At 67.2% G+C, this 13,241-nt stretch carries 12 protein-coding genes; 7 read left to right on the plus strand and 5 right to left on the minus strand.

The annotated features are described in order from the left end of the window. Positions 1 to 194 precede the first annotated feature (194 nt). Positions 195 to 2,795, plus strand: coding sequence for an alpha-glucan family phosphorylase (gene glgP, locus R4P95_RS17980; protein WP_317746397.1), 2,601 nt, complete (start codon positions 195 to 197; stop codon positions 2,793 to 2,795). Here the strand turns inward: glgP and R4P95_RS17985 are convergent. From R4P95_RS17985 to R4P95_RS18005, 5 genes are read right to left on the minus strand one after another with little or no spacing between them, the layout of a single operon-like run. Continuing rightward, positions 2,760 to 4,316 carry an anibiotic ABC transporter gene (locus R4P95_RS17985; protein ID WP_317746396.1) on the minus strand — a complete coding sequence of 519 codons (1,557 nt, stop codon included), beginning with the start codon at positions 4,314 to 4,316 and terminating at the stop codon, positions 2,760 to 2,762. The two genes, glgP and R4P95_RS17985, sit on opposite strands and share 36 nt — an antisense overlap. Continuing rightward, a complete protein-coding gene (locus R4P95_RS17990; RefSeq protein WP_317746395.1) occupies positions 4,313 to 5,233 on the minus strand; it encodes an ABC transporter ATP-binding protein in 921 nt (306 codons plus the stop codon). The genes R4P95_RS17985 and R4P95_RS17990 overlap by 4 nt, the downstream gene beginning before the upstream one ends. A gap of 54 nt (positions 5,234 to 5,287) precedes the next feature. Next, complete coding sequence (locus R4P95_RS17995) at positions 5,288 to 7,336, minus strand: ATP-dependent DNA helicase (protein WP_317746394.1); 2,049 nt, start codon at positions 7,334 to 7,336, stop codon at positions 5,288 to 5,290. A 9-nt stretch (positions 7,337 to 7,345) separates the two neighbouring features. Further along, complete coding sequence (locus R4P95_RS18000; protein WP_317746393.1) at positions 7,346 to 7,978, minus strand: nicotinamidase; 633 nt, start codon at positions 7,976 to 7,978, stop codon at positions 7,346 to 7,348. Beyond that, positions 7,975 to 9,309, minus strand: coding sequence for a nicotinate phosphoribosyltransferase (locus tag R4P95_RS18005; protein ID WP_317746392.1), 1,335 nt, complete (start codon positions 9,307 to 9,309; stop codon positions 7,975 to 7,977). Before R4P95_RS18005 ends, R4P95_RS18000 begins: the two co-directional genes overlap by 4 nt. Positions 9,310 to 9,364: 55 nt before the next feature. On the opposite strand from R4P95_RS18005, the gene clpS reads away from it, so the two are divergent. From clpS to R4P95_RS18035, 6 genes are all read left to right on the plus strand, one after another. Next, a complete protein-coding gene (clpS, locus tag R4P95_RS18010; protein WP_109328754.1) occupies positions 9,365 to 9,703 on the plus strand; it encodes an ATP-dependent Clp protease adapter ClpS in 339 nt (112 codons plus the stop codon). A gap of 54 nt (positions 9,704 to 9,757) precedes the next feature. Next, positions 9,758 to 10,345 (plus strand): DUF2017 domain-containing protein, encoded by a 588-nt coding sequence (locus R4P95_RS18015; RefSeq protein WP_109328756.1) that lies wholly within the window; start codon positions 9,758 to 9,760, stop codon positions 10,343 to 10,345. Continuing rightward, positions 10,342 to 11,412: a P1 family peptidase gene (locus tag R4P95_RS18020; RefSeq protein ID WP_213572643.1), complete on the plus strand. Its 1,071-nt coding sequence runs from the start codon at positions 10,342 to 10,344 to the stop codon at positions 11,410 to 11,412. The genes R4P95_RS18015 and R4P95_RS18020 overlap by 4 nt, the downstream gene beginning before the upstream one ends. 34 nt (positions 11,413 to 11,446) lie before the next feature. Continuing rightward, the gene (locus tag R4P95_RS18025) at positions 11,447 to 11,923 is read left to right on the plus strand and encodes a Mov34/MPN/PAD-1 family protein (RefSeq protein ID WP_213572642.1); all 477 of its coding nucleotides are present in this window, start codon (positions 11,447 to 11,449) and stop codon (positions 11,921 to 11,923) included. A 61-nt stretch (positions 11,924 to 11,984) separates the two neighbouring features. Further along, positions 11,985 to 12,257, plus strand: a complete 273-nt coding sequence (locus R4P95_RS18030; RefSeq protein WP_109328760.1) for a MoaD family protein — start codon at positions 11,985 to 11,987, stop codon at positions 12,255 to 12,257. Positions 12,258 to 12,266: 9 nt separating this feature from the next. Next, entirely contained in the window at positions 12,267 to 13,229 is a 963-nt protein-coding gene (locus tag R4P95_RS18035; protein ID WP_317746391.1) for a cysteine synthase, read from the plus strand. Positions 13,230 to 13,241 lie beyond the last annotated feature (12 nt).

The following is a 13,241-nucleotide window of genomic DNA, read 5'->3' on the forward strand; positions in this document are numbered from 1 at the left end:
GGAAGTTGCCGACGACGCTTCGTTCCGCCGCCGGTTTCAACCGTAATGGAGCAGACCGGTCCCTGTCCCAGTTGGCGACAGCGCCCCGCGGGAGGGGCTTGGAGACTGGACCGCGCGCCGTGGCAGGTGGGCCGAACTCGCTCGCATCCCGCGACACGACACCACCCGGCCGGAAGTGCATTATTGTTCGCGAAGTGAAAGCCTTGCGTCGGTTCACTGTCCGAGCCCACCTTCCCGAGCGTCTCGCCGCGCTCGGCCCGCTGTCGACGAATCTGCGCTGGTCGTGGCATACGGCCACGCAGGAGCTCTTTTCGCTGCTGGACGAGGACCTGTGGCGGCGCGTGCAGTACGACCCCATCCGGATGCTCGGTGAAGTCGAGCCGGCTCGCTTGGACGAGCTGGCCGAGGACGTCCCCTTCCTAGCCCGCCTCGACGCCGCCGCCACCGATCTCGACCAGTACCTGTCCCGGCCGCGCTGGTACCAGAATCAACAGGCGAAAGGTGTTTCGCTCGGGGGTGGGATCGCCTACTTCTCAATGGAGTTCGGTGTCAGCGAAGTGCTGCCCAATTACTCCGGTGGGCTGGGCATTCTTGCCGGTGATCACCTGAAGGCGGCATCCGATCTGGGTCTTCCGCTGATCGGTGTGGGCCTGCTGTACCGATCGGGGTACTTCCGGCAGTCGCTGACCGCGGACGGCTGGCAGTCCGAGCACTACCCGGCCTACGACCCGCAGGGATTGCCGCTGCGTTTGCTGACGGAGTCGGGTCCGGACGCCGGAACTGCCTCTCCCATCCTCGTTCACGTTGCGGTTCCCGGTGGCCGAGTGTTGCGCGCCCGGGTATGGATCGCTCAGGTGGGCCGGGTACCGCTGCTGCTGCTCGACTCCGACATCGCCGAGAACGACGCCGAGATGCGTGGGGTCACGGACAGGCTGTACGGCGGCGACCAGGATCACCGGATCAAGCAGGAAATCCTGGCCGGTATCGGAGGGGTCCGCGCGGTGCGGGCATACACTCAGGCGCACGATCTGCCCGATCCCGTGGTCTTCCACATGAACGAAGGACACGCCGGATTCCTCGGACTCGAGCGAATCCGCGAGTTGGTGACCGGTGCGGGACTTGTTTTCGACGAAGCTCTGGCCACCGTGCGCGCAGGCACCGTCTTCACGACGCATACGCCTGTTCCGGCCGGAATCGACAGATTCCCCGCGGACCTGGTCCGGCACTACTTCGGCGGGGACAACGCCGAGAACGAATCTGCGCTGCTCCCCGGGCTGACGATGGATCGCATCATCGGCCTCGGCAGCGAGCCGGATCCGTCGGTATTCAACATGGCGCACATGGGTCTGCGCCTCGGCCAGCGTGCCAACGGAGTGTCGAAACTGCACGGAATCGTCAGTCGCGCCATGTTCCGGCCACTGTGGCCGAACTTCGACGCCGACGAGGTCCCGATCGGTTCGGTGACCAACGGTGTCCACGCCCCCACCTGGGCGGCACCGGAATGGGTCGACCTCGCCACCCGCATCCTCGGACCCGAGCTGGTGGAGGAGGCCAAGGGGTGGGAGCGATTGCAAGAACTGTCCGCCGACGAGCTGTGGTCCACGCGCAACAGCCTCCGCACCAAACTGGTCGAGGAGGTACGACGACGCGTGCGGGCATCCTGGATCGAGCGGGGCGCCACCTCCGCGGAATTGGGATGGACCGACGAAGTTTTCGATCCGGGTGTCCTCACCGTCGGCTTTGCCCGCCGGGTTCCCACGTACAAGCGGCTCACCCTGATGCTGCGCGATCCCGACCGGCTGCGCGCACTGCTCCTCGACGAGAAGCGGCCGGTCCAGCTGGTGGTCGCGGGGAAGAGTCATCCGGCTGACGACGGGGGCAAGGCTCTCATCCAGCAGATCGTGCGGTTCGCCGACGCAGCGGACGTGCGGCATCGGATCGTGTTCCTGCCCGACTACGACATGTCGATGGCCCGGTATCTGTATTGGGGTTGCGATGTGTGGCTCAACAATCCGCTGCGCCCACTGGAGGCCTGCGGGACGTCGGGGATGAAATCCGCGTTGAACGGTGGACTGAACCTGTCGATCCGGGACGGGTGGTGGGACGAGATGTTCGACGGCGAGAACGGCTGGGCCATCCCGACGGCGGACGGGGTCGTCGACGAGACGCGCCGGGACGACCTGGAAGCCAGCGCACTGTACGAACTGCTCGAGCGGGCAGTGTTGCCGAGGTTCTACGACCGCGGTCCGGACGGTTTGCCTGTGCACTGGGTAGAGATGGTCCGGCACACCCTGCAGAACCTGGGTCCCAAGGTGCTGGCCTCGCGAATGGTGCGTGACTACGCCGTCCAGTACTACGCGCCCGCAGCGGATTCGGCGCGTACGGTGGCGGCCGACGGTTACGCCGGCGCCCGCGAGCTGGCCGAGTTCCGGCATCGCGTCGAGGCCGCCTGGCCGTCGGTTGCGGTGTTGCAGGTGGACGGCGAGGGACTTCCCGACACCCCGGAGATCGGCGCCAACCTGGTGCTGCGCGCCCATATCCGGCTCGGTGCGTTGTCCGTCGAGGACGTCACGGTGCAGGCTGTCATCGGAAAGACGGATCTGGACGAGGAGCTCAGCGACATCGTCACCGTTCCGATGACGCACGACGGGTCCGACGGTGCTACGGACTTGTTCGTCGCAGACACCGCCCTTCCGCTGTCGGGGTCCGTCGGCTACACGGTGCGAGTGCTCCCGAAGCACCGGCTGCTCGTCGACCCCTCAGAGCTGGGCCTGGTGGCGGTACCGAGTATGTAGCTGGCGGCGGCCGACGTCCCGGTGGCGGAAACCGGCGGCGCCGGCGAGAACCAGGACAGTCGCGGAAACGAGAAGCACGAATGGCGGGAGGAAGGACTCGGCTGGCGGGTTCGGGGTGTGGTGGAACGGTGACAGCACCCCGAACCTCTCCGGAAGCACATGGGTGAACAGTGCGGCGACCAGAACATAACCGAGGTACGACCACAACAGAGGCAACGCCCGCGGGACGAGCCCGTACACGGCTGCGCCCAGGCCGACCATCAGGAACAGTGCGGGTACGACGTTCAGAGCAGCCCCGATCGGAGCGGCCGAGGTGAGGCTCGAGCCGATGCCCGCGGCCAGAGTGATCGTGGCGGCCGCACCGGCGATGATCAGCACATGGCTGGCGAACCACCTCGTGCGCGACCCCGCTGCGGCCACGGCCTCGTCGGTCGTGCCGGATGATTCCTGCGCGGATACCGATGTGAACGCAGCCACGGCGTACGCCGCGGCCAGTCCCGCCAGAATTACCAGGTGATGAGCCGATACCTCGTCGACGGTCGTGCGTGCGGGCAGCACCTTCCCGTGCTGACCGAGGATTCCGAGGGGGAGCGACAGCGCAAATACTCCCAAACCCCACACGAGGGCCTGAGCTTGCAGACCTCGTGCTGCCAAAGCCGCAATTGCCGCGCGGGACGGGGCTGCTCGAGCGTGACCGCGTCGGGGTGGGAACAGTCCGGAACCGACGTCACGCCGGTCGACGGCGGCGTACGCGCACGCCGCGATGACCATTGAGGCGGCGAGACCGATCAGCAGTGGCCACCATCGTTCGTCGACGTAGGCGCGGGTTGCTTGCGACCATCCGAGCGGCGACACCCAGGTGAGAAGGCTGCCACTGTGCTCGTGCCGGACATCGCCCACGGCGCGGAGAGCGACGGCGACGCCGATCGCGGCGATGCCGGCACCGCTCGCCGTGCGGGCATGCTCGGTCAACTGGGATGCGAGCGCGGAGAACGCCGTGAACACGAGACCCACCACCAGGACCCCGGCCGACATGGTGAGTGATCCCACCGGCGGAAGTCCCACTGCCAGAAGTCCGATCACGAGAAGCAGGCCGACGAAGACGTTGGCGAGCGCAGCGGAGATCAGACCGGCCGTGAGATTCGCATAGCGTCCCACGACACCGGTATGCACCAACTCGAGGCGTCCGCACTCCTCTTCGGCGCGCAGATGTCGGGCCACGAGCAGCACGGACATGACGGCTGCCGCCACCATCGTCATCCCGGCGACCTCGTTGGCCACCATCGCGCCGAGCGTGTAGTGGTCCAGTCCGTATCCGGGACCGGCGAGGGCTGTCGCGGCAGGGGAGGAGAGGAGCCCGGCCCGGGCCTGCCGGGCGACGGCGGTCGGGTAGGTCGTCGAGCAACTCCACGCGACGAGGACAGTGAGCCCGACGATGGCGACCGTCCACACGGGAATTCGAACCCGGTCGGTTCGGACCGCCAGTTCGGTGAGAACCCCGGTGCCGCTCAACCGGCTCACCGGGACTGCCCGCCGGCCAGTACCTTGGCCTCGCCGCGGTTCTCGCGACGGAGCACGTCCTCGAGTGTCGGCGGGTTCGCGACGATCGAGACGATCCCCAACCCGGTCAGGGTGGTGAGAACCGGATCGAGCTGTTCGGGGTCGACGTCGAAGGTGACCGTGTGGCGGTCGTCGCCGCCGCGCAGATTGTGGACTCCCGGCACATTGCCGATGGGGTGCGGTCGAATTCGGGTGGTGGCGGTGACGGTGGTTCGGTGACACCCGCGCAGATCCGACAGCTTCCCCGCCTGCACGGTGCGGCCGGCGCGAATAATGGTGACGGCGCTACACAGAGTGTCGATCTCGGCGAGGCTGTGGCTCGACAACAACACCGTGCCTCCGCCGGCCGCGAACTCGGCGACGCACTCTCGAAAGACCGCTGCGAGCATCGGATCCAGCCCGGACGTCGGTTCGTCGAGGACGAGCAGTTCGCTGTCGGCGGCGAGCGCCGCCACCAATGCGATCTTCTGGCGATCACCCTTCGAATAGGTCCGGCCCTTGCGCGTCGGGTCGAGCTCGAAACGTTCGATCAGCGATCGGCACCGGGCCGGGTCGAGGCCGCCGCGGAGCCGGCCGAGGACGTCGATCGCTTGCCCGCCGGTGAGGCCGGGCCAGAGCGCCACCTCGCCCGGCACGTACGCGACGCGCCTGTGTAGGGAGGCCGAGTTCCGCCACGGATCCTGACCGAGCACTCTGGCCGTGCCACCGCCGGGGCGGAGCAATCCGAGCAGTATCCGGATCGTGGTGGTCTTGCCGGAACCGCCGGGCCCCAGCAGACCGTGCACCTCGCCGGACTGCACTGTCAGAGCGAGGCCGTCGAGGGCGAGGACGTCACCGAATTTCTTGGTCAGTGCTCGGACGGAAATCGCTGAGGCCATCGGACGAGCATAGGTGTGGACGTTCCCGGCGTCCGCGCGAGTCCGGTCTGCCGATCAACTACGCGAGTCCCGAATTCTGCCCAGGGCCTTGCGCACGACCTCGGGGTCGGACGTCTCCCAGAACGGCGGCAGCGACGCGCGGAGATATCCGGAGTAACGGGCGGTCGCCAGACGTGGATCAAGCACGGCGACAACACCTTTGTCGTCGACGCTGCGCAGCAACCGGCCGACTCCCTGGGCGAGGAGGAGTGCGGCGTGATTGGCCGCCACCGAGAGAAATCCGTTTCCTCCGCGAGACTCCACAGCCTTCTGCCGAGCCACCAGTAGGGGGTCGTCGGGGCGCGGGAAGGGAATGCGGTCGAGGATGACGAGACTGAGGGACGGGCCCGGCACGTCGACGCCCTGCCACAGTGACAGCGTGCCGAACAGGGACGTCGGTTCGTCGCCGGCGAAGGCTCGGACCAGGGCTCCGGTGGAGTCGTCACCTTGGCAGAGAACGGGAGTGTCGAGACGCTCACGCATGGCCTCGGCGGCCGCCTTGGCCGCGCGCATCGAGGAGAACAGGCCGAGTGTGCGTCCGCCGGCAGCGGCGACCAGTTCGGCGATCTCGTCGAGGTAGGAAGGAACCAGACCGTCGCGACCCGGCGGCGGAAGGTGCTTGGCGATGTAGAGAATTCCGGCGCGCGCGTGATCGAACGGCGAGCCGACGTCCAGCGCATTCCATTTCAAAGTGCCCGCGTCCGACGGTGCCTCGGTGCCGGTGGCCAATGCCGGATCGATGACGACGGACGATTCGGCCGGAAGTCCCCAGTTGACCGCCAGACCGTCGAAGGAGCCGCCGACCGTGAGCGTGGCGGACGTGAGGACCACCGTCGACTCGGCGAACAGCCGCGACCGTAGGAGGCCGCCCACAGACAACGGAGCCATCCGCACGACCCGCCGGACCGAACCCCGATTGTCGTCCGCGGCCAGCCAGACGACGTCCCGTCGCTGGGCGGGATCCGGCTCGTCGAATGCGCTGAGCACCCGGACGGCGCTGTCGTGCACTTCCTCCACCGCTGCCAGGGCGGTGTTACGTGCGGCGGCGGCCTCGGGATCGCTCAGCGCCATGCCCGGACGTGACGGACCGATGGCTGTGCGCAGTGACCAGGCGGCGTCACGGACAGCAGCGAGCGCAGGTGCCGCACCCGGTGGCAGCGCCTCCCATCGCTCCGGTCGTAGTTCCTCGAGAAGCGCCGCCCATCCCTCGCCTGCTGCTTCGAGGCGATCCGCGTCCTGCTCCTCGACCAGTTTGGTGCACCGGCGGGCTGCGGCGCTGATCGTCGACGCGGCGAGTTCGGCGGTGGCGACATTCGTGACGCGATCCACCAACTCGTGGGCCTCGTCGATGACCACGACGTCGTGCTCGGGGAGGATCGCAATTCCCGTGATTGCGTCGATGGCCAGCAGCGCGTGATTGGTGACGACGACGTCTACCTGGGACGCCTCCGAGCGGGCACGCTCGGCGAAGCAGTCCTCACCGACCGGGCACCGGGACTTGCCGAGGCATTCCCGCGCGGTGACGCTGACCTGCCGCCACGCTTTGTCGCTGACGCCGGGGGCCAGATCGTCGCGGTCACCGGTGTCGGTTTCCGAGGACCACTCGGTGAGCCGCTGCACCTCCCTGCCGAGGCGTGAGACCGCGAAGGGGTCGAACAGCTCGTCCGTCGGCGGTTCGTCGGCGGCTCCCGTGTGGATCTTGTTCATGCACAGATAGTTGTTGCGCCCCTTGAGGATCGCGAAGTGCGGCCGCCTGCCGAGAGAGTCCTCGAGGGCGTCGGCGAGGCGCGGCATGTCGCGATCGATCAGCTGGCGTTGCAGTGCGATGGTGGCCGTCGAGACAACCACCGTCTTCCCGCTCTGCACCGCATGCCGCACGCTCGGCACCAGGTAGGCCAGCGACTTGCCGGTGCCGGTTCCGGCTTGCACAGCCAGATGCTCCCCGGTGTCGATCGAATGCGCAACGGCCGACGCCATCGTGAGCTGGTTCGATCGTTCGGCACCACCCAGCGACCGCACCGCCGTGCGCAACAGCTCGGGGACGTTGGGAAGGTTTTCGGGCACCCGAGCAGGTTACTCGGGACCTACGTCAGAAATCGCTCCGCCATCGCAAGAGGCGTCTCGGTCACGGCCCTGCAGATGCACGCCTGCGGCGCGCATCTCGGTCAGCGCCGACTCGACGGTCGTCGGAGAGACACCCGCAGTGAGGGGCAGCAGTACCCGGGTGGTGAACCCGGCCTTCGCTGCGTCCAGTGCCGTGGCTCGCACGCAGTGATCGGTGGCGATACCGACGATGTCGACGTCGGTGACCCCGGCGTCATGCAACCACTTCTCGAGTCCCCAGCCCTCGGGATTCGTACCCTCGAAGCCGGAATACGCCGCGGAGAACTCTCCCTTGGAGAAAACCGTGGCGATACGGCTCGTGTCCAGGTCGGGATGAAATTCCACTCCCGACGTACCCACTTTGCAGTGCACGGGCCAGGTATCCACGAAGTCCGGTTCGTCGGCGAAGTGGTGACCCGGATCGATGTGGTGATCGATGGTCGCGGCGACAGCGTCGTAGTCGGCAGTGTCGAGGAAGCGGCTGATCGCGGCTGCGACCGCGGAACCGCCCTGGACGGCAAGGGCCCCGCCCTCGCAGAAGTCGTTCTGCACATCGACGACGAGCAGCGCACGGCGCGCTCGGATGCTCTCGGTGTCGCTCACAACGTCCTTCCCTGGATGGCACGGCTGTCGGTGTCGGCGAACCGGGTGGGGACAGCCGGATCGCCGTGGGACAACTTCAACCCCTCCCACGGCAGACTTACCAAGCCTGCCGCAAGAAGCGATCGACTCTCTTCCAGGGTATCGGCGTCCGCGACGGCCTCGCCACCGCGCACCAGCGGAACGAGCAGGTCGCGGGCCTCCAGCCCGTTCTGTTCGGGTCGGGGCGCGCGCGCCGGATAGATCACTTCCTCCACGACGGTCCCGGTATCGCGGGAGAAGCGGACCGCCCGCTTCGCGCCACCCCGGGACGTCTTCAGACTGCTCCGCTTCTCGACGGGAATGCCGTTCACCTCGACGAGCTTGTAGACCATTCCGGCGGTGGGGGCACCAGAGCCCACGACGACAGCGGTGCCCACCCCGTACACGTCGACCGGCTCGGCGCGCAACGCCGCGATGGCGTACTCGTCGAGGTCTCCGGAAACGACGATCTTGGTCTTCGTGGCGCCGAGGTCGTCGAGTTGTCGGCGAACCTGACGGGCCAGGACACCGAGGTCGCCGGAGTCGATCCGGACGCCGCCCAATTCGGTTCCCGCGACCTCGACGGCGGTCTTCACGCCACTCGTGATGTCGTAGGTGTCGACGAGCAGGGTGGTCCCCACACCCAGCGCCGCCACCTGACCGCGGAAGGCGGCGGCCTCGTCGGGTCCGTCCGCGGTGGTGTGCAGCAGGGTGAACGCGTGTGCGCTGGTACCCGCGCCGGGTACACCGTGCCTGCGCACAGCCTCGAGATTGGACGTGGCGGTGAAACCCGCGAGGTACGCGGCGCGTGCCGCCGCGACGGCAGACTCCTCGTGTGTGCGCCGCGAGCCCATCTCGATCATGGGGCGACCGTCCGCAGCGCTGACCATCCGCGCGGCAGCCGAAGCTATCGCGCTGTCGTGGTTCAGGATCGACAGGATCAGCGTTTCGAGCACCACGCACTCGGCGAACGTTCCGCTCACCGAGAGGATCGGCGAGCCGGGGAAATAGAGCTCACCCTCGCGGTAGCCGTCGATGTCCCCGGTGAAGCGGTACGTGCGCAGCCACGCCACGGTCGCGTCGTCGAGGAAACGTGAGACCACATCGATCTCGGCGTCCCCGAAACGAAAGGTCGCCAAGGCGGAGAGCAGTCGAGAGGTACCGGCGACCACCCCGTACCGACGACCGTCGGGCAGGCGCCGGGCGAAGACCTCGAAACTGCACCGGCGATGCGCAGAACCATCGGCGAGGGCCGCCGACAGCATCGTCAACTCGTACTGATCGGTGAACAATGCGCTGCTGTCTCGGGACACCCGGCCACTCTAAGCCGCGGTGTCGCGGGATGTGAGCTCGTCGTACCCTGGTGTCATGGCTTCTCGTTCGACGACAGCACCATTCGTGGATGCCGTGCCGGCATCGCCGCAGGTCACTCCTGCAGAATCGGAAGTCGTCGAGGTCGAGGACGTCAGTGATCGCCCCTGGGTGACCGTGGTGTGGGACGACCCCGTGAATCTCATGCACTACGTCACCTACATATTCCAGAAGCTGTTCGGATACAGCAAGGCCAAGGCGACGGAACTGATGATGCAAGTGCACTCCGAAGGCAAGGCCGTGGTGTCGAGCGGTTCCCGGGACAAGGTCGAGAACGACGTACGCAAGCTACATGCGGCGGGCCTCTGGGCCACCATGCAGCGGGACAGCAGCTAAGTATCCAGTCGACAGTCAACTATTCGTTCGACAGTGAGGAAATCGGTACCCGACGTGCGGATGTGGACCAGGAAGAACTCGCTCGGCGGCGTGAAGTTGCGGTCGGAGATGGATGCCCACGAGGCGACGGTGTTGCGGTCGCTGGTCGCCTCCGTCCTCGGTCTCCTCGACGAACGCGCCCGTTCTGCTCCCGAGGACGAACTCGCCGCCCTCACCGGGATGCGCACCGGCCACACGACACCGCCCGACGAGGAGGTGCTCGCGCGGCTGTTGCCGGACTTCCATCGGCCCGGTGCCGACGCGCCGGACGACGCGGATGGGCGGGCGGAGGCGAAGGCGGACATCAACGGAGCGCTACGTGGACTCCATGAGCCAGAGATCATCGACGCGAAGATGGCCGCCGGCTCCGTCATCCTCCACACTGTTCCGGAGAACGGCGGCAAGGTGCTGCTGACGCCGGAACAGGCCGACGCCTGGTTGAGCGGGCTCAACGACGTCCGGCTGGCACTGGGAACCAACCTCGGCATCGACGCGGATACGCCCGACGAATTGGATCCCGACGATCCGCGGGCGCCCCATCTGGACATCTATCACTGGCTGACGTGGATGCAGGATTCGCTGGTTCAGGTTCTCGCTCCGTGACCTCGACGACGCCGGGACGGACCGATTCGCTCATCGATGTCGCCGGACTGCGCGTGGGCCACCACCACGAAGTGGACCCCGACGCCACGCTCGGTAGCGGTGCGGCGACGGGATGCACGGTGGTGCTGGCACCGCACGGCGTCACCGCGGCCGTCGACGTCCGCGGCGGAGGGCCGGGCACCCGGGAAACGGACCTCCTCGATCCCAGTCACAGCGTGCAGAAGATTCACGCGATCCTCCTGACCGGCGGCAGCGCCTTCGGTCTCGCCGCTGCGGACGGCGTCCTGCGCTGGCTCGAGGAACACGGCCACGGAATCGCCATGGGTCAGCCGGGTCAGGTGGTTCCGATAGTGCCGGGTGCGGTCATCTTCGACCTCCCGGTGGGGGACTGGACTCGACGTCCCACCGCCGAATTCGGTTACCTCGCATCGGACTCCGCTTCGTCGTCGGTACTCTGCGGATCCGTGGGCGCCGGGGTGGGAGCGCGGGCGGGGGCTGTGAAAGGTGGTGTCGGCACCGCCGGGGTGGTCATCACCGACGGCCCGGCCCAGGGCGTCGCGGTGTCTGCCTTGATCGTCGCGAACCCCGTCGGATCCGTTTTCGACCCCAGGACCGGACTTCCGTGGGGAGTCGCCACCGCCGGCGCCGCCGCCTTCGGGCTGCGCGTACCGGCCACCGCCGAACTGTCTGCGGCCAACGATCTTGTGGCCAAGGGGACGGTCCTCAACACCACCATCGGCGTCGTCGCCACCGACGCAGCCCTCGGAAAGGCTGCGTGTCGGCGCATCGCCGTCGCGGGCCACGACGGGCTCGCCCGCGCGATTCGTCCCGCGCATTCCCCCCTCGACGGAGACACGATTTTCGCCGTGTCCACGGGATACCACCGGACCGGACCCCTCGCGGGTGTGCCGGACGCCTTCCCGCCGGACCTGCCCATTCTCGACGCGGTGTGTTCGGCCGCCGCCGACGTCGTGGAGCGAGCCGTCGTCGATGCCGTTCTCAGTGCCACCGCGGTCGCGGGAATTCCCACCTACCGCGAACTGTTTCCCTCAGCACTGCGTTCTTGAGGGCCGGTGGCCGACCGGCCCGTCCGCACTTAGGATGGCGCTCACGGAGGTGGCTGACGTGTTGGTGATTCGAGCGGATCTCGTCGACGCAATGGTGGCGCATGCCCGGGCGGACCATCCGGACGAGGCGTGCGGTGTCATCGCGGGGCCCGAGGGCTCCGATCGCCCCGAACGGCACGTTCCGATGATCAATGCGGAGCGGTCTCCGACGTTCTACCGCTTCGATTCGGGGGAGCAACTTCGGGTGTGGCGGGCGATGGAGGAGGCCGACGAGGTTCCCGTGGTGATCTACCACTCGCATACCGCCACCGAGGCGTATCCGAGCAGAACCGATATCTCCTTCGCGTCCGAACCGGATGCGCACTACGTGCTGATCTCCACGCGGAACCCGGACAGCCACGACCTCCGCAGTTACCGCATCCTCGACGGCGAGGTCACCGAGGAACCCGTCGATGTGGTGCAAAGTTACAAGTTCGCCCACACGTCCGTGGCAGACGTTCCCGACAAGTGACCACGCCGTCCTCCGCGGACGGGTCCGTGCCGGAAAAATCCCACACCTCGAGGAGCCGACCATGGCTGTCACCGTTTCGATCCCTACCATCCTCCGCGCGCACACCGGTGGTGAAAAGCGAGTAGAGGCAACAGGTCCCACTCTCTCTGCCGTCATCGACGATCTCGACGTCAACTACGGCGGCATCAAGGAGCGCCTGATCAACGACGGACGTCTGCACCGATTCGTGAACGTGTACGTCAACGACGAGGACGTCCGGTTCTCGGGCGGACTCGAGACCGAGGTGGCCGACGGAGACTCGGTCACCATCCTCCCTGCCGTCGCGGGAGGTTGATCGCAGCCGATGGCCCGGTTCGAGTCGCTGATCGAGACGCTCGGGAACACCCCTCTCGTCGGACTGCCCCGGTTGTCGCCGCGCTGGACCGGGGATGCCCCGGTCCGGTTGTGGGCGAAACTCGAGGACCGTAACCCGACGGGCTCGGTGAAAGACCGGCCTGCCCTGCGCATGATCGAAGAGGCCGAACGGGACGGAGTGCTGGCGCCGGGCGCCACCATCCTCGAACCCACCAGCGGCAACACCGGAATCTCCCTCGCGATGGCTGCGAAATGGAAGGGGTACCGACTGATCTGCGTGATGCCCGAGAACACGTCCGTGGAGCGCCGTCAGCTTCTGACCATGTTCGGGGCACAGATCATCGACTCACCCGCGCGCGGCGGCTCCAACCAGGCCGTCGCGGTGGCCAAAGAACTGGCCGCCGAGCATCCCGAGTGGGTGATGCTCTACCAATACGGCAACCCCGCCAATGCACAGGCGCATTACGACACCACCGGGCCCGAGATCCTGCGCGACCTGCCCGAGATCACTCACTTCGTGGCCGGGCTCGGCACGACGGGAACGCTCATGGGTACCGGGCGGTTCCTACGCGAACACGTCGACGGCATCGAAATCGTCGCGGCGGAACCGCGGTACGGAGAACTGGTGTACGGGCTCCGCAACATCGACGAGGGTTTCGTTCCCGAACTCTACGACGAGGCGGTGCTCACGTCGCGATTCTCGGTGGGCCCCGCCGACGCGGTACGCCGGACCCGTGAGCTGATCGAGATGGAGGGGATTTTCGCCGGTATCTCGACCGGGGCCATCCTGCACGCAGCACTCGGAGTCGCGCGTAAGGCCGTGAAGGCCGAACGAGCCGCGGACATCGCCTTCATCGTGGCCGACGGCGGCTGGAAATATCTGTCCACCGGCGCGTACGGCGGTACGGTCGAAGAAGCCGAGGAAGCACTGGAAGGGCAGCTGTGGGCGTGATGAGAACGGTGC

It is taken from the genome of Rhodococcus sp. IEGM 27 (assembly GCF_033142305.1).
GTDB lineage: Bacteria > Actinomycetota > Actinomycetes > Mycobacteriales > Mycobacteriaceae > Rhodococcus_F > Rhodococcus_F oxybenzonivorans.

Coding starts and splice junctions, on each gene's coding strand:
- R4P95_RS17990 (WP_317746395.1), bottom strand. CDS start 5,233: ATGGCCTCAGCGATTTCCGTCCGAGCACTGACCAAGAAATTCGGTGAC.
- clpS (WP_109328754.1), top strand. CDS start 9,365: ATGGCTTCTCGTTCGACGACAGCACCATTCGTGGATGCCGTGCCGGCA.
- R4P95_RS18025 (WP_213572642.1), top strand. CDS start 11,447: ATGGCGCTCACGGAGGTGGCTGACGTGTTGGTGATTCGAGCGGATCTC.
- R4P95_RS18030 (WP_109328760.1), top strand. CDS start 11,985: ATGGCTGTCACCGTTTCGATCCCTACCATCCTCCGCGCGCACACCGGT.
- R4P95_RS18035 (WP_317746391.1), top strand. CDS start 12,267: ATGGCCCGGTTCGAGTCGCTGATCGAGACGCTCGGGAACACCCCTCTC.